The organism is Paraburkholderia phenazinium, assembly GCF_900141745.1.
Taxonomy (GTDB): Bacteria; Pseudomonadota; Gammaproteobacteria; order Burkholderiales; family Burkholderiaceae; genus Paraburkholderia; species Paraburkholderia phenazinium_B.
Window position 1 is genome coordinate 3,744,195 of the sequence record NZ_FSRM01000002.1, and the last position, 20,132, is coordinate 3,764,326.

At 60.8% G+C, this 20,132-nt stretch carries 19 protein-coding genes; 5 read left to right on the forward strand and 14 right to left on the reverse strand.

Annotation, left to right across the window (positions count from 1 at the left end; translation table 11 throughout):
* Positions 1-47: 47 nt before the first annotated feature.
* On the reverse strand, positions 48-1,376 hold the full coding sequence (gene oxlT / locus BUS06_RS36665; protein WP_074269120.1) for an oxalate/formate MFS antiporter: 1,329 nt from the start codon (positions 1,374-1,376) through the stop codon (positions 48-50).
* 357 nt (positions 1,377-1,733) lie between these two features.
* Here oxlT and BUS06_RS36670 point away from each other — a divergent pair, with 357 nt between their 5' ends.
* Complete coding sequence (locus BUS06_RS36670; protein ID WP_074269121.1) at positions 1,734-2,675, forward strand: LysR family transcriptional regulator; 942 nt, start codon at positions 1,734-1,736, stop codon at positions 2,673-2,675.
* A gap of 96 nt (positions 2,676-2,771) precedes the next feature.
* Complete coding sequence (locus BUS06_RS36675; protein WP_074269122.1) at positions 2,772-3,086, forward strand: HAD family hydrolase; 315 nt, start codon at positions 2,772-2,774, stop codon at positions 3,084-3,086.
* A gap of 67 nt (positions 3,087-3,153) precedes the next feature.
* Here the strand turns inward: BUS06_RS36675 and BUS06_RS36680 are convergent, their stop codons facing one another.
* The 6 genes from BUS06_RS36680 to BUS06_RS36705 form a co-directional block, all read right to left on the reverse strand.
* Positions 3,154-3,873, reverse strand: a complete 720-nt coding sequence (locus tag BUS06_RS36680) for an NAD(P)(+) transhydrogenase (Re/Si-specific) subunit beta (protein ID WP_074269123.1) — start codon at positions 3,871-3,873, stop codon at positions 3,154-3,156.
* Between the two features lie 37 nt (positions 3,874-3,910).
* Positions 3,911-4,726, reverse strand: a complete 816-nt coding sequence (locus BUS06_RS36685; RefSeq protein ID WP_074269124.1) for a fumarylacetoacetate hydrolase family protein — start codon at positions 4,724-4,726, stop codon at positions 3,911-3,913.
* A 14-nt stretch (positions 4,727-4,740) separates the two neighbouring features.
* The gene (gene frc / locus BUS06_RS36690; protein WP_074269125.1) at positions 4,741-5,988 is read right to left on the reverse strand and encodes a formyl-CoA transferase; all 1,248 of its coding nucleotides are present in this window, start codon (positions 5,986-5,988) and stop codon (positions 4,741-4,743) included.
* A 27-nt stretch (positions 5,989-6,015) separates the two neighbouring features.
* The gene (locus BUS06_RS36695) at positions 6,016-7,779 is read right to left on the reverse strand and encodes a thiamine pyrophosphate-binding protein (RefSeq protein ID WP_074269126.1); all 1,764 of its coding nucleotides are present in this window, start codon (positions 7,777-7,779) and stop codon (positions 6,016-6,018) included.
* A 279-nt stretch (positions 7,780-8,058) separates the two neighbouring features.
* Positions 8,059-8,778 (reverse strand): GntR family transcriptional regulator, encoded by a 720-nt coding sequence (locus BUS06_RS36700; RefSeq protein WP_074269127.1) that lies wholly within the window; start codon positions 8,776-8,778, stop codon positions 8,059-8,061.
* Positions 8,756-9,016 carry a hypothetical protein gene (locus BUS06_RS36705; RefSeq protein ID WP_074269128.1) on the reverse strand — a complete coding sequence of 87 codons (261 nt, stop codon included), beginning with the start codon at positions 9,014-9,016 and terminating at the stop codon, positions 8,756-8,758. The genes BUS06_RS36700 and BUS06_RS36705 overlap by 23 nt, the downstream gene beginning before the upstream one ends.
* A gap of 427 nt (positions 9,017-9,443) precedes the next feature.
* On the opposite strand from BUS06_RS36705, the gene shiA reads away from it, so the two are divergent.
* The 3 genes from shiA (at position 9,444) to BUS06_RS36720 (ending at position 12,685) form a co-directional block, all read left to right on the forward strand.
* Complete coding sequence (shiA, locus tag BUS06_RS36710; RefSeq protein ID WP_074269129.1) at positions 9,444-10,760, forward strand: shikimate transporter; 1,317 nt, start codon at positions 9,444-9,446, stop codon at positions 10,758-10,760.
* 381 nt (positions 10,761-11,141) lie between these two features.
* Positions 11,142-12,545 (forward strand): L-lactate MFS transporter, encoded by a 1,404-nt coding sequence (locus BUS06_RS36715; RefSeq protein ID WP_074269130.1) that lies wholly within the window; start codon positions 11,142-11,144, stop codon positions 12,543-12,545.
* A gap of 11 nt (positions 12,546-12,556) precedes the next feature.
* A complete protein-coding gene (locus BUS06_RS36720) occupies positions 12,557-12,685 on the forward strand; it encodes an MFS transporter small subunit (RefSeq protein ID WP_074269131.1) in 129 nt (42 codons plus the stop codon).
* A gap of 90 nt (positions 12,686-12,775) precedes the next feature.
* Here BUS06_RS36720 and BUS06_RS36725 read toward each other — a convergent pair whose 3' ends face one another.
* The 7 genes from BUS06_RS36725 to BUS06_RS36755 form a co-directional block, all read right to left on the reverse strand.
* Complete coding sequence (locus tag BUS06_RS36725; protein WP_074269132.1) at positions 12,776-13,993, reverse strand: sensor histidine kinase; 1,218 nt, start codon at positions 13,991-13,993, stop codon at positions 12,776-12,778.
* A 139-nt stretch (positions 13,994-14,132) separates the two neighbouring features.
* Positions 14,133-14,558 (reverse strand): DUF3830 family protein, encoded by a 426-nt coding sequence (locus tag BUS06_RS36730; RefSeq protein ID WP_074269133.1) that lies wholly within the window; start codon positions 14,556-14,558, stop codon positions 14,133-14,135.
* Positions 14,559-14,702: 144 nt separating this feature from the next.
* A complete protein-coding gene (locus BUS06_RS36735; protein WP_074269134.1) occupies positions 14,703-16,292 on the reverse strand; it encodes an aspartate:alanine exchanger family transporter in 1,590 nt (529 codons plus the stop codon).
* 51 nt (positions 16,293-16,343) lie between these two features.
* Complete coding sequence (locus tag BUS06_RS36740) at positions 16,344-17,285, reverse strand: bifunctional enoyl-CoA hydratase/phosphate acetyltransferase (protein WP_074269135.1); 942 nt, start codon at positions 17,283-17,285, stop codon at positions 16,344-16,346.
* Between the two features lie 108 nt (positions 17,286-17,393).
* Positions 17,394-18,689, reverse strand: a complete 1,296-nt coding sequence (locus BUS06_RS36745) for an NAD(P)/FAD-dependent oxidoreductase (RefSeq protein ID WP_074269136.1) — start codon at positions 18,687-18,689, stop codon at positions 17,394-17,396.
* Positions 18,686-19,456 carry an amino acid ABC transporter ATP-binding protein gene (locus BUS06_RS36750; RefSeq protein WP_074269137.1) on the reverse strand — a complete coding sequence of 257 codons (771 nt, stop codon included), beginning with the start codon at positions 19,454-19,456 and terminating at the stop codon, positions 18,686-18,688. Before BUS06_RS36750 ends, BUS06_RS36745 begins: the two co-directional genes overlap by 4 nt.
* Complete coding sequence (locus BUS06_RS36755) at positions 19,453-20,109, reverse strand: amino acid ABC transporter permease (protein ID WP_074269138.1); 657 nt, start codon at positions 20,107-20,109, stop codon at positions 19,453-19,455. The genes BUS06_RS36750 and BUS06_RS36755 overlap by 4 nt, the downstream gene beginning before the upstream one ends.
* Positions 20,110-20,132 lie beyond the last annotated feature (23 nt).

Sequence of the window (20,132 nt, forward strand, 5' to 3'; positions counted from 1 at the left end):
GTGGTACTCCTTGCTTTTGGGGTATTACATTAATTTGCGCGGTGCCGTTATTCACCTGTCTGCTCCGGCCAGTGCGTGAGCCGTGACGGACCATTGGCGGCAGCGGCAGGCGCGTTGTGCAAGCCGATCCAGCGCGAGCGCATCGGCGCGAGAATGAACTTTGCGCAGATGGCTGCCGCGATCGTCACGACGGCCGACACGATGAACACCAGATTCCAGCCACCGGTTGTGGACAGGATCGAGGCGAGCGGCACGAGCAATGAAGCCGTACCCTTCGCTGTGTACAACGTGCCTGCGTTGGCCGCCGCATATTTACTGCCGAAGGTGTCGGCACAGATTGCCGGGAAGATCGAAAAGATTTCGCCCCAAAACAAAAAGATAAGGGCTGCGAAAGTGATGAACGCATACGGATTGCTGCCGTATTGCATGAGTCCGAGCAACGCCAGTCCTTCGCCGCTGAAGATCAGGAACATGGCGTTTTCGCGGCCAATCTTGTCGGAGATGAAGCCGCAGAGTGGCCGCGTAAAGCCGTTGCAAATATTGTCGATCGACAGCGTCACTGTCAGCAGCGGCAAGGTCATACCGAAGAAGCTCATCGGAATGCGCGCGAGCCCCCAGTCCTTCGCGATCGGACCAAGTTGCGCGGTGGCCATCAAGCCACCGGCCGCGACGGCGACAAACGAAATGTAGATCACCCAGAACAGGGGTGTCTTGATCATTTGTCCCGGTGTGTAGTCGACCTTGGTAACGAGGAATTTCTTGCTCGGTGCGCGTACCTGGCGCGTGTCGGGCTTCTTCAACAGCATCGCGAGACCGAGTATGCAGACACCTTGCAGAATGCCGAAAAAGAAGAAGGCCTGCTCGTAGCCCGAGCGCACAATCATGTTGGCAATGGGAATCACGGTCACGGCAGCACCTGCACCGAAGCCCGCTGCAGTGAGCCCGGCTGCGAGGCCGCGCCGATCCGGAAACCACTTCAGCGCATTGCCGACGCACGTACCGTACACACAGCCCGCGCCAATTCCGCCAATTACCGCGGCCACATAAAGATGCGGCAGCGTCGTCGCATACGAGTCGATCACCCATGCGAGCCCGGCGCACACCGCACCGCCCGCGACCACCGGTCGAGGGCCGAACCTGTCGACCAGCCAGCCCTCGATGGGCACGAGCCACGTTTCAGTCAGAATGAAGATCGAAAACGCGAGCTGGATGGAGGCGTCCCCCCAGTGGTGACGCACGCTCATTGGCGTCACGAAGAGCGTCCATGCGTATTGCAGGTTCGCAACCAGGGCCATGCACAGCATGCCAATCACGAGCTGGCACCACCGGTTCGCGCCAACGGCAGGGGCCGGCTTTTGCTGAGTAAGATCGTCCATGCGCCTTGTCTCCGCTATCTATTCAGGGCAGCCGGCCACTTCGCCGTGCTGTGTGCACCCCACCTTATAGTTGCGACCCGAAACGTTGCAATCGGGCATATTTTCTTATTTGCATCACCCATTTCCGTCATTTAAATCGCAATGCGCGGAAGTCCGGATTATTCCCTGGTTAAATCGGATCGATTACGCGCACACGGTGACGTGCCTCACCCTGCAGCGCCTTTCTGCAAGCGTTAACCCGATAGCCACTCTTCTCCACTCTGCTTTATAAATTCATGCTAGGGTCATCACTGAATTACGGATAATTAAAGTTTGTTAGTATGTCGATTCATATTCGCTTATACATCGGCCACGACGATGAGAAATGCGACACTCCGGCAATTGAAGGTCTTCGAAACGGTCGCACGTCATCTGAGCTTTTCGCGCGCGGCGGAAGAACTGCATCTGACTCAACCCGCGGTCTCCACTCAGGTGCGTCAACTTGAAGAGCATGCGGGGCTGCCGCTCTTCGAGCAGCTCGGCAAGAAGATCTACCTGACGCCTGCCGGTACTGAGATGCTCCATTACAGCCGCGCGATCATCCAGCAGTTTCACGAAGTGGATGAAGCGATGAGCCAGTTGAAGGGCGTCTCGGGGGGCAAGCTGAATGTCGCGGTCATCAGCGCGGGCGACTACTTCTTCCCACGGTTGCTCGCCGAATTCACGCGCCGCTACGCCGGCGTCGTGCTCAATCTGGCAGTGCATAACCGCGAGGAATTGCTGCATCAACTGTCCACTAATCAGACCGACCTCGCGATCATGGTGCGTCCGCCGCATGAGATGGACGCCACCAACGAACCGTTTGCGCCGCACCCGTACGTGATCGTCGCTGCGCCGAACCATCCGCTCGCCCACAAGCGCAACATCAAGTTGAGTCAGTTGGCGAACGAAGCGTTTATCGTTCGCGAGCGCGGTTCGGATACGTGGAATTCCATGGAAGAAGGTTTTGCCGGCCGTCTCACCAACCTCAAGATCGCCATGGAGATCAAGAGCACCGAGACCATCAAGCAAGCCGTGATTGCCGGCATGGGCATTGCCTTCCTGTCCGCACACACGATCAGCCTCGAACTGCAGGTGGGCCACCTCGTGGTGCTCGACGTCGAGACCTTTCCGGTCATGCTCAACTGGTACGTCGTGCATCGGCGCAACAAGCGCCTGCCGCCCGTTGCCGTCGCTTTCAAACGCTTCCTGATGGAGGAAGGCGCCGCACTCATCGAGACGATCACGCGCGTGAAGGAATTGAGCGTGCATAAACAATAGGCTATGGACTTCCAATAAAACTTTAACTATTGCGAATCCACCGTCGCTCCTATGCTTGAGTCGAATCACCACACTCATTTGCATAGGAGTCCGATCATGAGTCACGCTTCGTTCGTATCGCATGCCAGCACGCGTACCGCCCGCGTTGCCCCGGACAGTCCCGATGATGCACATCTGAGCGCCTACAACGCTGCCTTCAGCGACCTTGGCCTGAGGTTCCGCTGGGACCGCGACACGCTCGATGCGCTTCATGAATTCGAAAGTGAAGTGGCACGTATCACCGCTTATATCAACCGGCACCACGCCCATCTTCACAAGGCTTACGACGCTGAGTTCCTTGCCCAACTGATTCTGCGCAAGAAGACCCAGTACTACTGCCAGTTCGCACCGTTCGGCGACAGCAGCTTCTAATGCTTCGACTACCTTCCCGCGGCGCATTCACACATCCTGGCGGCCGGCTTTGCGGCCGGCCATGCCACTACTCTCGAGATGTCGCACGGATCGCGCGATCTCCTTCCCGGTAGCAACAACGCCGGCGACACTTGCCCCGAGCACTCCACGCGAGAACGTCACGGGCGCGGCGTCCCGGCCGGCGGGCATCGAAACGCCTGGGGCCAGGCACATTGCGTATTCCATCCACCAGCGACCACTTCCGCGCGAAATCATCGTCCAGAAGAGCCGGCATCTGCTCGTCGGGCCATTCGAAACCGTCCGTTACTGCGAGCGCGATGCGACGCTGCACGACCCCACAACGCACCGGCGAGCGCTCATCGAAACGGCCGTCAAGCCCGTAACGGCCAGATCCGACGCCGCCGCTCACCATCAGATGCGCGCCCAAAGCGGCCGCGAGCAGACTCTCCGCCAGCAACACGGCGACGCCGAACGTCGGCGCGTGCTCGGTGACGAAGCCATAACCCATCCACACCGAGAGCAGGAGTGCCGTCAGATTGACCACGCCGCCGCCCGGATGCACCGCCATGCGTGCGGCGAACCTGCCGCGCAAGGCCAGCCACAAAACCGCCGATCCGGCAAAGATTAATGCTCCGGCAAACACAGCGATGTACAACACGATGCGCATGAGGTTTTCGCAGGACGTCGCGCAGAGATAGCGTGCGAATCCTCCTGCCATCGCCGCGAGCCCCGTTGCGGTGCCAAGCACTGCAGCGAAGTGCGGCCTGCGGGTAAGTAAATCCGGCATTCGCTTCCCCCTCATGCGTGCTGTGCTGCGACCGCTTTCAGGCGGCGTTCGCTGCGCCCGCTACCATGGCGGCAGCGGCGTCCTGCGTCCCGACTAACGTATTGCTCAATGTGCCGATGCCCGCAATCGTCACCGCCACGGTTGCGCCGTCCTTGATCGAACCCACGCCAAGCGAGGTGCCGCAAGCGATCACGTCGCCAGGTTCCAGCGTGAGATCCTGCGAGATCAGACTCACCTGCTCAGCAGGAGAGAACACCATGTCGGCCAACGGATAGTTCTGCCGCTCCACACCATCAAGCGTCGTTACCACGCTACCCGCCCGCCAGTCGAAACCGGAGACGATGGCCGGTCCGATGCAGCAAAACGTATCGAAGCCCTTTGCGCGGCACCACTGCGGAAAATGCGGGTTCTCGCCGAGCAGGTCGGCTGCTGTCACGTCATTGACGATCGTGTAGCCCAGGATCGCCGCCTCGGCCTCCTCGAGACTCGAGTCACGGCAACGACGTCCGATCACGATGCCGAGTTCTCCCTCGTAGACGATCTTGCCCGCGTAGCTCACCGGCCGCCGTATTGCATGGCCGGCGCCGACCACCGAACTCGCAGACTTCAGCAAAAACAGCGGATGCGCGGGTACCGGTTTATCGAGTTTCGCCGCGAGCGCGTGATAGTTGTTCCATAGCGCGACGATCTTTCCTGGCGCGCAGGGTGCAAGCGGCGTCAACGCCCGCGTCGACAACACCTCGCCGGTAGGCACACGCCGATCCAGACTTTGATACTCGTGCAGGTAACCACCTTCGACTCGGCCGAACACAATCTCGCCGTCGCCCGACATAAAGCGCATCCACGTATCCACAGCCTGCTCCTCGTTCAGATCGCACCAGCCGCGCGCAAAGCGCCGATCTGTTCAGGCGAATAGCCGAGTTCGGCCATCACCTCGTCGGTGTGTTCGCCCAGTAACGGCGAACGCGTTACATCCGTCGGACTATCGGACAGTTTGATAGGATTGCCAACCGTCAGATATTTGCCACGCACTGGGTGATCCACTTCAACGATCGTGCCGGTCTTGCGCAACGAAGGTTCTTCCGCAAGCTCCTTCATGGAGAGGATCGGGCCGCACGGGATATCGTATTCGTTGAGAATCTGCATGGCCTCGAACTTGGTCCGGGTCATGGTCCAGCGCTCGATCTCCGCGAAGATTTCCTTCAGCCGCGGCAAGCGTGCGGCAGGCGTCGCGTAGTCGGGATCCGTGGTCCACTCTTCCTTGCCGATCACATTGCAGATCTTCGCCCAAACGGGCGCCTGCGCGATGAAGTAGATATAGGCGTTCGGGTCCGACTCCCAGCCCTTGCACTTCAGGATCCAGCCAGGCTGGCCGCCACCCGATGCATTACCGGCACGCGGCACCGCTTCGCCGAACGTGCCGTTCGGATACTGCGGGTATTCCTTCATCACACCGGTGCGATCGAGCCGCTGCTGGTCGCGCAACTTCACGCGGCACAGGTTCAGCACGCCGTCCTGCATGGCGGCAAGCACCTTCTGGCCACGTCCCGTCTGCGTGCGCTGGTATAGCGCAGTGACGATGCCAAGCGCGAGATGGAGACCCGTGCCGCTATCGCCGATCTGCGCACCGGTCACGACCGGCGGGCCGTCGTCGAACCCTGTGGTCGACGCCGCGCCGCCCGCGCACTGCGCGACGTTTTCGTAGACCTTGCAGTCCTCATAGGGTCCGGGGCCGAAGCCCTTCACGGACGCCACGATCATGCGCGGGTTGAGTTCCTGGACGCGCTCCCAGGTGAAGCCCATCCGGTCGAGCGCGCCCGGGGCGAAGTTCTCGACCAGCACGTCGCATTTCTGGATCAGCGCTTCGAGCACCAACTTGCCTTCGGGGTTCTTCGTATCGATCGTGACCGAGCGCTTGTTGTGATTGAGCATCGTGAAGTAGAGGCTGTCCGCCTCCGGAACATCGCGCAACTGCTCGCGCGTGATATCGCCGGCACCGGCCCGCTCCACCTTGATCACATCCGCGCCGAACCAGGCGAGCAGTTGCGTGCAGGTCGGGCCCGATTGCACGTGTGTGAAATCGAGGATGCGCACACCGTCGAGTGCTTTACCCATGTCGTATCTCCAATATTTCCGTCGTTTTTACTTGTACATGGTCTGGTTCTTCGTACCCGGCGCGTACTCGCGCGGATCGACCCAGATGTTCACCACCGCCGAGCGTCCGGTGCGATGAATCGCCTCACGCGCGCGTTGCAACGCCCCTGCGATAGCCGCCGGATCGCGCACTTCTTCGCCGTAGCCACCCAGCATTTCGGCAAACTTGCTGAACGGCACGTCCCCCAGCAGATTGCCGACGTTGCCGCGCTCCTCGCCGTACTTCGCAAGCTGGCCGTAACGGATCTGGTTCATCGCAGAGTTATTGCCGATCACGGCGAGGTACGGCGCGCCAAAGCGATTGGCCGTTTCCATATCGAACGCGGTCATGCCAAACGAACCGTCGCCGTAGTAGCAGAGCACTTCCTTGTGTGGATGAGCGAGCTTCGCGGCCAGTGCGAAGCCCGTGCCGACACCGAGCGAGCCGAGTGCGCCAGGATCCATCCATTGCCCCGGACGGCGCGGGCGCACTGCTTGCGCCGAGATGGTGACAACATCGCCGCCGTCGCCGATATAAACCGTGTCATCCGCGAGAAATTCGTTGAGTTCGTAAGCGACGCGATAGGGATGAATGGGCGTGTTGGCGGACCTGAAAAGCGGCATCAGCTTTTCCGTCGCGGTGACTTCGGCGTCCTGCAGTTGCGCCATCCATTTACGGCGCGCCTGGCGCTTGTCGTCTTTAAGACGACCGCTTGCCGCCTGCAACACTGCGGCGAGAATCGCGCCTGGATCCCCGACGAGACCGAGATCGATATCGCGGTTCTTGCCCACTGTGCGGTAGTCCATATCGATCTGCACCAGCGTCAACTCTTTGCTGATGCGTTTGCCATAGCCCATGCGGAAATCAAAAGGAGTCCCAACGACGATCAGCACATCTGCGTTTGCAAAAGCCTGCGAGCGCGTTCGATCGAAGTGATGCGGATCGCCCGGCGGCAGCAGGCCACGACTGGCGCCGTTGAAGTAGCCCGGAATATCGAGTCCGCGCAACAGCGCCACCGCCTCTTTGTGGCCGCGCGCGGTCCACACCTGCTGACCGTAAAGGATCGCGGGACGCTCGGAATTGACGAGAATGTCAGCCAGTTTCTCGATGTCGCGCGGGTCGCCGATCGACTTCGTCGACGCCCGGTAATGGCCCGGCAGCGGCACTACGGCGCGCGTCAGCTCGACTTCGCGGTCGAGCACGTCGCGGGGAATTTCCAGGTACGCGGGACCCGGCGCGCCATTGAAGCATTCGCGCACAGCCATCGAAACCATGTCCGCGACCCGCTCCGTGCTCGGCACGCTGGCGGAAAACTTAGTAATCGGCGCCATGATGTCGACGTGGGGCAGATCCTGCAGCGAACCCATCTTGTGCTGCGAGAGCGCACCCTGGCCGCCGATATGGAGGACCGGGCTCTCCGAACGGAACGCCGTAGCGATGCCGGTCACCGCATTCATGCAGCCCGGCCCTGCGGTCGTCACCACGCATCCGAGCTTGCCGGTCTGCCGCGCATAACCATCGGCGGCGTGCGCCGCAACCTGTTCGTGACGCACGTCGATGATGCGAATTCCCTCGTCGACACAACCATCGTAGATATCGATGATGTGGCCGCCGCATAGCGTGAAGATCGTGTCGACCCCTTCGTTCTTCAGCGCCTTGGCGACCAGATGGCCGCCCGAGACGACACCGGCGTCGCGGGTCTTCTGCTTGAGCGTGTCATCGGCCGTCGTGCTGCCCTTAGCGGTACTGAGGGATGAAGCAACTGCAGACATGGTCGTCTCCTTGTCGGCACTTCGTAAGCGTCAGCTGCCTGTTCAATACGGTATGTGATATATCACGTTCAGGCAAGACCAATTTCGACCTGATGATTGACGTGAGATTCGAGCGCGGGAGGCTTACCTGGAGCGGCTTTCGCCGCAAAAAGCGGGCTATTCACCGTTCCGGGGCAAGGGAAAATACTGAGGAAGGCTGAAGGTCAGACGGGAGAGATAGAGACGAGACGAAGCAAAGCGCGGCGAAGCGAGCGCGGGCAAACACCAGCCATTAACCGCTCAATCCAGAAAGTCGCAATTCGCTTCGACAAATGCAGCGAGATCGAGCGAGTGCTGCCGCGCAAGTCGCTCAGCTAACTCGGTATCGCGCTTCTCGAGCGCCTCGATGATACGCAGATGATCGACGATAGAACGCGACGCGCGGTCGCTCTGCGAAATCGTCATGCGACGGATAGCCCGCACATGGATGAAGATGTTCTTGATCGTATCGAGGATGATCTGCGACTTCGACAACTCGACAATTGCCTGGTGGAAGGCAATGTTCGCGTCCGAGTATTCGGCAATATGCTCCGCCGGCGTCGTGTCCTTGAAATTGTCGAACATGTGGCGCAGCGTGGCGATTTCCTCGTCTGTGGCATGCAGCGTGGCGAGCCGCGCTGCCATGCTTTCAAGGGCCGCCCACATCTGGATCATCTCGACGATTTCGCGCTTGCTCTTGCGCACAATATAGATGCCGCGCCGCGGCACCATGCGCAGAAAGCCTTCCTGTTCGAGCAGCGTCATCGCTTCGCGTACCGGCGTGCGGCTGACGCCTAGCGATTCGCTCAGCACGCGTTCGTCAAGACGGATCTCGTCGCGCGACTGGTAGATGTCAGCGTCGGCAATGGCCTGGCGCAGCATCGCATAGGCCTGATCGCGCAAGCTTGCGCTCACGCCGATCGGCTGCAATGACAGTGTCAAAGGAGTGGCCACTGCTTCAGTTTGAAGTTCTGACGACATTCATCGCCTCTTGTTGAACATGAGCAGCCGCGTGGGCGCCCGCATTTGTCCTGGCACGAACACCCGAGGGCGGCGCGGGTGTGGCCGGGCTGTCCTGTTCGCCAAGTCCCGCAAAGCGGCCATGTTGCGACGCGAGTACGGCAACCGGTTGCGGAATCCAGCGAGTCAGCAGCACGGTGGCAGCCGAACCCAAACCAACCACAGCAACGGCCAGCAAGGCCAAAGACACCACATCCATTTGCAACTCCAGACGATTGAATGAGCAGATCACTCAATCATATGCTGCAATGCCGCAAATATCAATATTCCGTATGTAGTATATCAATCAATTATGCGCTGCTACTGTAACATCAAGGTACCATGGCCGTCGCTGAATGGCGTATTCGCGCGCAAATAGCGCGCAGCTTGCGCGGTAAGCATGGACTCACTACACGGCTGGATGCGCCGGCCGCCCTCCTCGCCCTCTTGGTGTTAACGCGGAAAACGCGCGCTATGCGCGCATACTCGGCCGCCAATCGCGCAATATGCCTCAAACGCCGATTGTCGAAGAGGTGCTGTCTCTCTATGCTTCGGAAATCCTGCAGCGGACCAAACGGTACCTGGTCACAGAGCCTGGCCACCTCCCGATCACCCCTGCACTTCCGATATCAGGTAGGAGACACTTCATGACCACGGCAGTATCGACAGCGGCCCCACGCGACGCCGCCACTAACGTCAGCCGCGCCCGCCGGGCCGCGCTGGGCAGCTTTATCGGCGCGGTGGTCGATTGGTACGACTTCCTGCTGTACGGCATCGTCGCCGCGCTCGTCTTCAATACCGAGTTCTTTCCGCACGTCAGCCCGGCGATGGGTACACTCGCGGCCTTCGCCACCTTCGGCGTCGGCTTCCTGTTCCGGCCGCTCGGCGGCTTTATCTTCGGCCATTACGGCGACCGTCTCGGCCGCAAACGCATGCTGGTGCTGACCGTCATGATGATGGGCCTCTCCACTGCCGCAATCGGCCTGCTGCCGTCGTTTCTCAGCATAGGCTGGTGGGCGCCGGTTTTGTTGGTGACGCTGCGTGCCATCCAGGGTTTCGCGGTTGGCGGCGAATGGGGCGGCGCAGCGCTGATGGCCGTCGAAAGCGCGCCTGAGAAAAAGAAGGCGTTCTACAGCAGCGGCGTGCAGGTCGGCTATGGCGTCGGCCTCGTGCTCTCCACTGGCCTCGTGTCGATCATCAGCCATTCGATGGACAACGCCACCTTCCTCGCCTGGGGCTGGCGTCTGCCGTTCCTGTTCAGCGTGCTGCTGGTGTTGATCGCGCTGTGGATCCGCTCGAACATGGAAGAGTCGAAGGAGTTCGTCGAGAAGGTGGTCGAAAAAGGCGCGAAGCGTGCGCGTCTGCCGATCGTCCAAGCGTTGCTCACGCATCCGAAGGCGTTTCTGCTGATCATTGCGCTGCGTCTTGCCGAACTGTTCACGATGTACATCGTGACCGCCTTCGCGCTGAACTATTCGACCGCAAATCTCGGCATGCCGCGTACGTTCTTCCTGAATATCGGCCTGCTGGTGGGCGCGCTGAGTTGCTTCACGATTCCCTGCTTCGCAATCGCCGCCGACCGCTTCGGCCGCCGCCGCGTCTATATGGTCGGCGCGCTGGTCGGCATGCTGAGTGCCGTGCCGTTCTTCCTCGCACTCGATGCGCGCGCAACGATATGGATCGTGATCTTCGCGGTGATGCTCGCCAACGTTGCACACGACATGATTGTTAGCGTGCAGCAGCCCATGTTCACCGAACTGTTCGGCACCGAGTACCGTTACAGCGGCGCCGGCGTCGGTTACCAGGTGGCGAGCGTCGTGGGCGGCGGGTTCACGCCGTTTATCGCCGTGGGCCTCGTGAGTCTCGCGGGCGGATCCTGGCATCCGGTGGCGGCGTATCTCGGCGTCGGTTGCCTGATCTCGCTGCTGGTCGCGGCGCGGATGAAAACCGGCCGTACTGTTTAAAACGACGATGCAGTAAAACCCCGCAGTGGCGCCCCGTCCTCGGGCGCGCCGTCAATGTCCTGCTATTTCGCGGTTCGATCGACCCGAAAAAATGCCGCCCTGGGTGGCATTTTGCTTTCTTTACCTTACAGCGAAGCGAGCGAGACGCGCCTGCGCCCGTATGCCAGGCGTATTCCTTATGCATTCTCATCTCATATTGCCAAGGCGATCCGCGAGACCTATCGTTGCTTGACGGCCCAGGCGTCGTGCAGAAGTTGAATCAATATGAAATTGAACAACATATGTGCACGGCGCATTTTCCCGTGCGATGCCGCGCCTTAAAGCTCAAGCATTGCCCGCGAGCGCCGATAACAAGTAAGAATCGTAATCGGAGACCCAAATATGAGCAGTATTACCGAGCCGCGCAACAACCCTGGCTCTGCACCCTTCTTTTCCAAACAGGCCACCGTTGCAGGTCCAGGCTTCTCGCGCTGGATGGTGCCGCCCGCGGCGCTCGCCGTGCATCTGTGCATCGGCCAGGCATACGCGTTCTCCGTGTTCAACGGACCGCTCACCAAGGTGATCGGCATCACGCAATCCGCGCCGGACGACTGGTCGTTGACCACGCTCGGCTGGATTTTCTCGCTGGCAATCGTGTGCCTTGGTTTGTCGGCAGCGTTTGGCGGCAAGTGGCTCGAGCGGGTCGGCCCGCGCCGTACGATGTTCACCGCGGCATGCTGCTTCGGCGGCGGCTTCCTGGTATCGGCGCTTGGCGTGTGGCTGCATCAGATTGTGTTGCTGTACCTCGGCTATGGGGTGATCGGCGGCATCGGTCTGGGGCTCGGGTATGTATCGCCAGTCTCCACGTTGATCCGTTGGTTTCCCGACCGTCGCGGCATGGCGACCGGCATGGCCATCATGGGCTTCGGCGGCGGCGCGATGATTGCAGCACCGCTCTCCGTCGCGCTGATGAACCACTTCCACAGCGCAACCAGTAACGGTGTTTGGGAAACCTTCGTAGTGCTGGGCATCGCCTACTTCATTTCGATGTCGATCGGTGCGCTCGCGATTCGCGTACCTGCGCCCGACTGGAAGCCGGCAGGCTGGACACCGCCCGTCACTAACCAGAACAAGATGATCTCGCGCAATCACGTGCATATCGATCAGGCGTTGAAGACCCCGCAGTTCTATCTGATCTGGCTCGTGCTGTTTCTGAACGTGACGGCCGGCATCGGCATTCTCGGCCAGGCGTCGGTGATGATTCAGGAGAGCTTCAAGAGCACAGTCACGGCGGCGGCCGCAGCGGGCTTCGTCGGACTGCTGTCGCTCTTCAACATGGGCGGCCGCTTTGTGTGGGCCTCGGCATCCGACTGGATCGGCCGCAAGAATACGTACTTCATCTTTTTTGCGCTGGGTGCCGTGCTGTATTACCTCGTGCCGGGATTTGCCGCCTCGGGGCAGATCGCATTGTTCGTGCTGGCCTACTGCGTGATTCTCTCGATGTACGGCGGCGGCTTCGCAACTGTGCCGGCTTACCTCGCGGATATGTTCGGCACCGCTTTCGTCGGCGGTATTCACGGCCGCTTGCTGACCGCATGGGCAGCAGCAGGGGTGGCAGGCCCTGTGCTGGTGAATTACATCCGTGCCTATGAAGTAGCACATGGCGTGGCCAAGGCCGACGCCTATACGATGACGGTGCACATCATGGCAGTCCTGCTGGTGGTCGGCTTCGTGTGTAACCTGCTGGTCAAGCGGGTGGACGAGAAGCACCACATGAGCGACGCACAACTCAAGAGCGGACAATAAGGAGACCTGATATGAGCACCAATCAAGCTGCCCAACCTACTTCCGCACTCAAGCTCGGTGTGTTCTGGCTATATGTGTTGATTCCCCTTGCATGGGGCGTGGTGAATACGCTGCTGCAAGCGATGAAGCTCTTTAGCTGATCGCGATATCGACATTGACATTGGCGTTGCAACGCGGACGCCCTACGCAAAGACGCGTAGGGCGTCCGTCGTCAAATGCACACGTAGTACTCAGTCCGGCGATTCCAGCCGCAGCGGAAACGTAATTTCAAAGCTCGTCCCTTCACCCTCATAGGAGTCGAAGCGGATCTGCCCGCCAAGCACTCGCGACAACTCCCGCACAATCGCAAGCCCCAGCCCAGCACCGGGAATATCGTCCCCAGTCGCGCGCTCGAATTCCTCGAACACGCGCTCGCGGTCCGACACCCCGATCCCGACTCCTGTGTCCGATACCCGCAAACGCCACCGGTCGTCGCCATCAGTCGTCATCGCGAGTTCGACCTGACCCACCTTGGTGTATTTCGACGCGTTAGTCAGCAGATTGAGCGCTACCTGTTTCAGCTTGAGCCGGTTCGACACCACCGTGCTCAAGCCGGCATCGAAGATAGGGCTTAAACGCAAGCCCTTCGCTTCGATCGCCGGACCGCACGATGCCACCAGTTCGTCGAACAGTTCGCGCAGCGGGAACGCCTCGACGACAAGCGGATTGGTATCGCCAAGCACAACGGAATACTCGACCAGTTCGTCCACGAGGACCTTCATGTCGACCGCCTGGCGATTGGCGAGCGCCAACGCCGCTTCGACCTTGGTGGGTGCGCGCGACATCAATTGCAGCGCCATCGAAAAGACGTTCAGGAAGTTGCGCAGATCGTGCACGACGCTGCGCGTGATCTGCATGCGCGACTCGTACAGATCGCCGACCAGTTTCTGCTTCAGGGTGAGTTCGTGATTGGCGCGTTCGAGCCGGCCGGTGTAATCGTCGATCTTGCGGTCGCGCTCGGTTACCACCTCGCGAATCGACGTCAGCGTAACGAAACTGACAGCTTCATCGATAAAGTGCCGCGCGCGCTCTTCGTGACGCCGCGTGAAATACGGCCGGGATTCGCTGAACTGGACAATCTGGCCGGCCAGCATCTGCCGGAACAGGTCGAGTTCGCGCACCAGTTCGTCGATCCGGTAGCCCTGCTTCCAGCGCAGCTTGCCATGCTTGCGTGCGTTGCGCTCGATGGCCGGCTCGACCTGGTCGAGATCCTGATCTTCAAGCGCGCTGCAGATTTCCTCGAGAATGGCCGGGATATGATCGGAGAGCTGCTCATACGTCAGCCGGTCGGCATCGCTCAGCTCGGTGTCATGGAAGACAGCCCGCATCCAGCGTTCGGTCAGATTGACCTGATCCAGACGAAGGCTTTCGGCAAACGCACGGAGTGGACGTACTTGCGTATCGGACATGAATCAGGGCCTGCCGCCGCGTGGGAACGGGAAAAAATGAACGCTCGCCCCTGCCAGCGGGGCTCGCTCGATCACCTACCGTACCAGCGTATCACGCCCGGCTGACGCCAAGCCTCGCGGCCTTCCCTCAGACGATTGACTAGACCAGCTCGAACACCACGTCCTGGGCGCCTTCCCACAGCACCTTGGTGCCGAGTTCACGCAGACGCTCCTTGCCTTCGACGATGGTCAGAAAATGGTTGCCGGCCAGTTGTCCCATCTTGCTGGCAAAACAGCACGAGCCATAGGCGAGGATGATCTCGGTTTCGCTGTAGCCGCCGGGATAAAACAGAATATCGCCGACCGACGGATGGCTCGTGTGATTTTCAAAGCCCACGGCCTTGCCGTCGTTTTCGAGCTTGAAATCGCCGAGCGGCACCCAGCAGCCCTCGCCGCTCCAGCGAACGTGGATGATTTTCTGGCGATACGGCAAGAGCTTCAGGAAGGCGGCGACCGTTTGCGGTGCATCCGGATTGGTTTCGGCAATAAATTCGTGGCCGCAGGAGGTGAGACGAAGTCGGGTCATTGCTGTTGGTCCGCTAGATCAGGTTGAACGGGATGGTCGGCCGGTCGTTATTTTGTGGGCTCCAAAAAGAGCACGACAGGTACAGTTCGGACACCTTCGGTCAGGCCAGTTACGCTGGGAGCGCAAGCCGGATCTTCATCACGGTCAACGCAGCAGTGCCGGCACGATATCCACGAACAGTATCTTGATGATGGTCATGCCGGGAAAAATCATCGCATAGCCGATGTCCGGCTCATCCGTCGGCGCCAGCTTGCTCGCGTAGGCAAGGATAGCCGGATTGCCGCAAGCCCCAGCGACGATGCCCGCCACCTGATCGAACGACATGTGGCAAACGAACAGCCCCAGCACGATGACGGGGATAGCGAGCGCCAGCAGTACTACCGCGCCGAGGCCGAGCATCAACAAGCCCGTCTGCGATACCGTCGAGGCAAAGCGCGGGCCCGATGCCATGCCGACCTGGGCGAGAAACAGCGTCAGCCCCAGGTTACGCAGCACAAGGTTAGCCGAGAGCGGAATCGTCCAGTTCAGCCCACCGGTGCGACGTAATTTTCCGAGGATCAGCGCTACGATCAGTACGCCTGATAATCCCAGGCCGATCTTGCCGATGCCAGGTAGAGGGATACTGATCGCACCAAGCAGAAAACCTAACGCCATCCCCAAGCCGATTGAGATGTAGCTGAATTCGGCGGTTCCCTTGATCGAATTGCCGAAGAACCTGCATAGCCCCGCGAAATCCGCGGGATTCGCGAGCAGACCCACGCGGTCGCCGAACTCGAGAACGAGATCCGGGCGCGCCAGCATATCGGCATCGCCGCGCCGCACATGCGCAATCACCGCGGCGTTTTCACCCGGCAAGCCGAGTTCGGCCAGGGCTCTGCCCACCACCGCCGGGCGCGATGCAAATACCCGCAGGTAATCGAGGTGCTGGCGGTCCTTGACCATCCGTCCTGGCTCCGCCTCGCCAAGGCTTTCTCCCGCGAGGTCGAGCGTGGCGCGGTTCGGACCGACCATCAGCAGCAAGTCATGTTCCGCCAGCACCAGGTCGGGCCTGGCTGGTTCGTTGTGATGCGCCCGGCGACGCGCCACGATCTGCACATCCGCAGGCAGACCGCTCATCAACTCAGCCAGCGTTTTCCCCGCAAAATGAGGGTTATCCAGCGAGACCTCGAGTATTTCCATGCCGGCAGCCGAGGGCGCCGCAATCTTCGGCTTCACCAGCGCGAAGGTGATGTACAGCAACAAAATCGGCCCCGCCACGCCGAACGGATACGCGACCGAATAGCCCACCGCCGCATCGTCGTTACCGAGCTCCGCGAGCGCCGCCTGCAGCGTTGCCGTGCTGGTGCCTGAGCCGGCGAACAGGCCTAACGCGTGACCCGGATTGAGCTGATAGATTTTCATGCAGACCAGACTCACGACGCCGGATAGCAGCACGCCGACGAGCGCAATGAGATTCGCCCGGCGTCCATAGGCGCTGCTGAAGCCGAGGAAAAACTGCTTGCCGTACTGCGCTCCTACCGCATACAGAAACAGCGCGAGGCCGAGCGTACCGACCATTGCCGCAGGTGCCGATTTCGGCGCAAACCAGCCGACCGCCAACCCGACGAACAAAACCGCCCCTACGCCGAGAGAAAATCCCTTGATGCTGATTTCCCCCACCACGTAGCCAATCGCGATGGTGAGGAACAATGCGAACATCGGCTGCTGTTCGAGCAGCGCCTTGACGAACTGCATGGCGACCTCCGACTTCGGTTCAGCCGTGGTGCAACAGAGGTTCGGCGTACGTCATAAGATCGCCTTGGTGGGTTGCGCCCGCCTCCAGTTTGCAAACAATGCCGCCACCGCACAGGACGCAAGACGCGCCGTCAGCGAGTCGGCCCGGCTGGTGAGGACGATGGGCAGCCGCGCACCGAGCACGATTCCCGCGGCATCGGCGCCGGCCAGGAAGGTCAGGCTCTTGGCGAGCATGTTGCCCGCTTCGAGATCCGGCACGATCAGGATATCGGCCTGGCCCGCCACCGGCGAGTCGATGTGCTTGATCTTCGCCGCATTCAGATCGATGGCGTTATCGAGCGCAAGCGGCCCATCGAGCAGCGCGCCGGTGATCTGTCCGCGATCGGCCATCTTGCACAGTGCGCCAGCTTCAACCGTTGTGGGCATAGTCGGGTTGACCGTTTCGACGGCCGAAAGTATCGCCACTTTCGGCAACCCGACGCCGAGCGCATGGGCAAGATCGATCGCGTTCTGAATGATATGCACCTTGTCCTGCAAGGTCGGAACAATGTTCACAGCAGCGTCGCTCACAATCAGCGGCTGCTTAAGCGCAGGCACGTCCATGACGAAACAATGACTGATGCGCCGCTCGGTACGTAACCCGGTCTCGCGCTTGACCACCGCGCCCATCAGTTCATCCGTATGCAGGCTGCCTTTCATGAGCGCGTCGACCGCTCCTTCGCGTGCCAGGCGCACTGCCGTGTCGGCGGAGGCGTGGCTATGCTCGGCGTCGACAATCGAGTAGCCCGAAATATCCAGTTCGCAAGCGGCAGCAACGGCACGGATCTTTTGCTCCGGCCCAATCAGGGTGGGGACTAACAGATGCTGCCTGGCGGCATCCACGGCGCCGCGCAGCGCACTCTCGTCGCATGGATGAACCACGCCGCAGCGCATCGGTTCGAGCGCCTGGCAACTGGCGATGAGACGCGCGTATTTCTCGTGCTGGTTTTCCATCGGCTACGGCTCCCAGGACTGCGTGCGGTCGGAGACTGCTGGATAACTGTAGTTGGTCTGATGAATGTTTTCAATGAGCGAACGCTCGACGCATCGTGCGGCCGGCAGTCAGGACAGCGCGTCGAGCATGCGGTACCAGGCGACTCCCGCAGCAATGTAGAAACGCTGCAAGCCATGCAACGGAACGGGCCGGATCGGAGTAGCCGGAAATGGAAACGCCGTACTCGCGTCGCCGCACAAGCGGGCGGCAAGGTGCTTGCCCAGTGTCGTCGCCATAGCGATGCCACGTCCGTTGTAGCCGAGTGCAATCGTGAGGCCCGGAGCCGGTTCGTGAACGTGCGGCAGAAAGTCCGCGGTAATGGCAATGCGTCCCGCCCAGCGGTATTCGTATTCGATCCCCTTGAGCTGAGGAAACAACAGTTGCACAGACCGTTCGAGGTGTGACCAGTCGCTGGCGCTGCGCGGTTCGGAAAACGGCCCGCGGCCCCCCATCAGTAAACGGCCTTGCGAATCGCGGCGAAAATAGAGCAGCAGACGGCGCGAATCGGATGCCACTTCGCCGCCGCTCAGAATGCTATCCGTCACCGCGGGCGCGAGCGGCCGAGTCGCCACGATGAAGCTGTTCGCAGCAATCACCGTTCGCTCCAGTTTCGGCCAGAGCGGGCCCGTATAACCGTTGGTCGCCAGCACGACCCGGCTCGCCGTCACAACCGGGCCGCGTGCGGTTGCGACGCGCCACATGTTCCCCTCGTGAACCAGCGAAGTCGCGAGCGTACCGCCATGCACGGTCACCCCCAGCCCGACCGCGGCCCGTGCAAGGCCGCGCGCGTAACTGAGCGGCTGGATGCTGCCGGCGCGGTGATCGACCCAGCCACCCACGAATGCGTCCGTTCCAACGCGTTGCGACACGGCTTTTGCATCGAGCACGCTCACGGACGCGCCGCGCGCCTCCCACTGGCGCGCGCGTCGCACCACCGTCTCGAGCATCGCAGCTGAATGCGCAGGCTGAATCCAACCGTGGCGCAACGCAGCGCAGTCGATTCCATACCTGTGGATCAGATCGAAAACCGTATCGGCCGCGCCGCCCACGATCTCGACGAGCGCGTTGCCTGCCGTTTCGCCATAGCGCCGCACGAGTTCATCGGGGTCGTATTTAAGGCCCGGGATCACCTGGCCGCCGTTGCGGCCCGATGCGCCCCACCCCGGTTCCACGGCATCGAGCACACACGCGCGCACACCGCGCTCGGCAAGATGTAATGCAGTGGAAAGCCCCGTATAGCCGGCCCCGATGATCGCCACGTCGAAAGTTGCAGATTCAGTTAGCGGTGGAGTGGCAGTCGCGGGCGTCGCGGTGGCCGCCCAGAGCGAGTCGGGCAAAGACATCTCAGCGTTGACTGCAATCATTTCGGAGTGCTGGAAGATGGAGAAGATGAAGCGGAGTCATGAGGCGACAGCAGACGCCGCAGAAAATCCTGGGTGCGCGGATGCTGCGGACGTTCAAGCACCTCGCTCGCTGCGCCCTCCTCACAGATCGTGCCGCCGTGCAGGAAGCAGACCCGGTCTGCCACTTCGCGCGCAAAGCCCATCTCGTGGGTCACGACGATCATCGTCATACCGTCGCGCGCGAGCGTGCGCATCACATTGAGCACTTCGCCGACCAGTTCCGGATCGAGCGCCGAAGTCGGCTCGTCGAACAGGATGGCCCGCGGTTTCATCGCGAGCGCCCTCGCAATCGCCACGCGCTGCTGTTGACCGCCCGACAGTTCCCCCGGATAAGCGTTGATCCGATGCGACAGCCCCACTTTGTCGAGCAGTTGCCGCGCTTCCTTTCGCGCCACAGCAGGCGCGACCTTCTTGACGTACACCGGACCCTCCATCACGTTTTCGAGCGCGGTGCGATGCGGAAACAGGTTGAAGCGCTGAAACACCATCCCCACCTGGGTACGCAGTTCGTGGATGTTCTTCGCGTGCGCATCGACGCGCGCGCCGGCAATTTCGATCAAGCCGTCGTCATACGTTTCGAGGCCGTTGATGCAGCGAAGCAGCGTCGATTTCCCGGATCCAGACGGTCCGATCAGACACACTACCTGTCCCTGTTTCACGCCGAGCGACACGCCCTTCAGCACATGCTGATCGTGAAACCGCTTGTGGACCGCCGTGACCTCGATCATGTGCTTTTCCTCAATCCAAGCCGCTTTTCAAGCCGGTGCAGGCCAAACACCAACGGCAAGCTGAGTGCGAGATAGAGCAGCGCGACCAGCGTAAACACGGTCATGTTCTGGAATGTCGACGAGGCGATCAACTGGCCCTGACGGGTCATTTCGGCGACGGTAATCGTCGAGGCAAGCGACGAGTCCTTGAGCATCATCACGAGCGTGTTGCAGTACGGCGGCAGCGCGATACGAAACGCCTGCGGCAACACCACGCGCCGCATGATCAGCGCACTGCGCATGCCGATCGACTGCGCGGCCTCGATCTGCCCATGGTCGATCGCTTCGATGCCTGCCCGGAAGTTCTCGGCCTGATAGGCCGAGTAGGCGAAACCGAGCCCTGCAACACCGGCCTGAAATGCCGAGAGCTGAATGCCGATATCCGGCAGCACGAAGTAGATGTAGAACAACTGGACGATAATCGGCAGCCCGCGGATCACGTTGATCACGGTGGTCGCGAACACCGATGCGGCCCGGTTGCGCGATACCTTCAGCAACGCCAGCACCAGACCGAGTACCGAGCTCAATACGAACGAGCAAACGGTAATCTCGATCGTGACGATGGCGCCTTTCAGCAGGATTGGCAGGAACTCGATCGCATTCTGCAGGAACATGGTTCTCCCCGAATTACACCGAA

Bases quoted from the DNA above. Each gene is read 5' to 3' on its own strand.
- BUS06_RS36705 (WP_074269128.1), bottom strand. From the start codon at position 9,016: ATGGATGTGGTGTCTTTGGCCTTGCTGGCCGTTGCTGTGGTTGGTTTG.
- BUS06_RS36695 (WP_074269126.1), bottom strand. From the start codon at position 7,779: ATGTCTGCAGTTGCTTCATCCCTCAGTACCGCTAAGGGCAGCACGACG.
- BUS06_RS36735 (WP_074269134.1), bottom strand. From the start codon at position 16,292: ATGCAGTTCGTCAAGGCGCTGCTCGAACAGCAGCCGATGTTCGCATTG.
- BUS06_RS36670 (WP_074269121.1), top strand. From the start codon at position 1,734: ATGAGAAATGCGACACTCCGGCAATTGAAGGTCTTCGAAACGGTCGCA.
- BUS06_RS36730 (WP_074269133.1), bottom strand. From the start codon at position 14,558: ATGACCCGACTTCGTCTCACCTCCTGCGGCCACGAATTTATTGCCGAA.
- BUS06_RS36755 (WP_074269138.1), bottom strand. From the start codon at position 20,109: ATGTTCCTGCAGAATGCGATCGAGTTCCTGCCAATCCTGCTGAAAGGC.
- BUS06_RS36745 (WP_074269136.1), bottom strand. From the start codon at position 18,689: ATGATTGCAGTCAACGCTGAGATGTCTTTGCCCGACTCGCTCTGGGCG.
- BUS06_RS36750 (WP_074269137.1), bottom strand. From the start codon at position 19,456: ATGATCGAGGTCACGGCGGTCCACAAGCGGTTTCACGATCAGCATGTG.
- frc (WP_074269125.1), bottom strand. From the start codon at position 5,988: ATGGGTAAAGCACTCGACGGTGTGCGCATCCTCGATTTCACACACGTG.
- BUS06_RS36680 (WP_074269123.1), bottom strand. From the start codon at position 3,873: ATGCCGGATTTACTTACCCGCAGGCCGCACTTCGCTGCAGTGCTTGGC.
- BUS06_RS36715 (WP_074269130.1), top strand. From the start codon at position 11,142: ATGAGCAGTATTACCGAGCCGCGCAACAACCCTGGCTCTGCACCCTTC.
- oxlT (WP_074269120.1), bottom strand. From the start codon at position 1,376: ATGGACGATCTTACTCAGCAAAAGCCGGCCCCTGCCGTTGGCGCGAAC.
- shiA (WP_074269129.1), top strand. From the start codon at position 9,444: ATGACCACGGCAGTATCGACAGCGGCCCCACGCGACGCCGCCACTAAC.
- BUS06_RS36720 (WP_074269131.1), top strand. From the start codon at position 12,557: ATGAGCACCAATCAAGCTGCCCAACCTACTTCCGCACTCAAGCTCGGT.
- BUS06_RS36725 (WP_074269132.1), bottom strand. From the start codon at position 13,993: ATGTCCGATACGCAAGTACGTCCACTCCGTGCGTTTGCCGAAAGCCTT.
- BUS06_RS36740 (WP_074269135.1), bottom strand. From the start codon at position 17,285: ATGGAAAACCAGCACGAGAAATACGCGCGTCTCATCGCCAGTTGCCAG.
- BUS06_RS36700 (WP_074269127.1), bottom strand. From the start codon at position 8,778: ATGTCGTCAGAACTTCAAACTGAAGCAGTGGCCACTCCTTTGACACTG.
- BUS06_RS36675 (WP_074269122.1), top strand. From the start codon at position 2,772: ATGAGTCACGCTTCGTTCGTATCGCATGCCAGCACGCGTACCGCCCGC.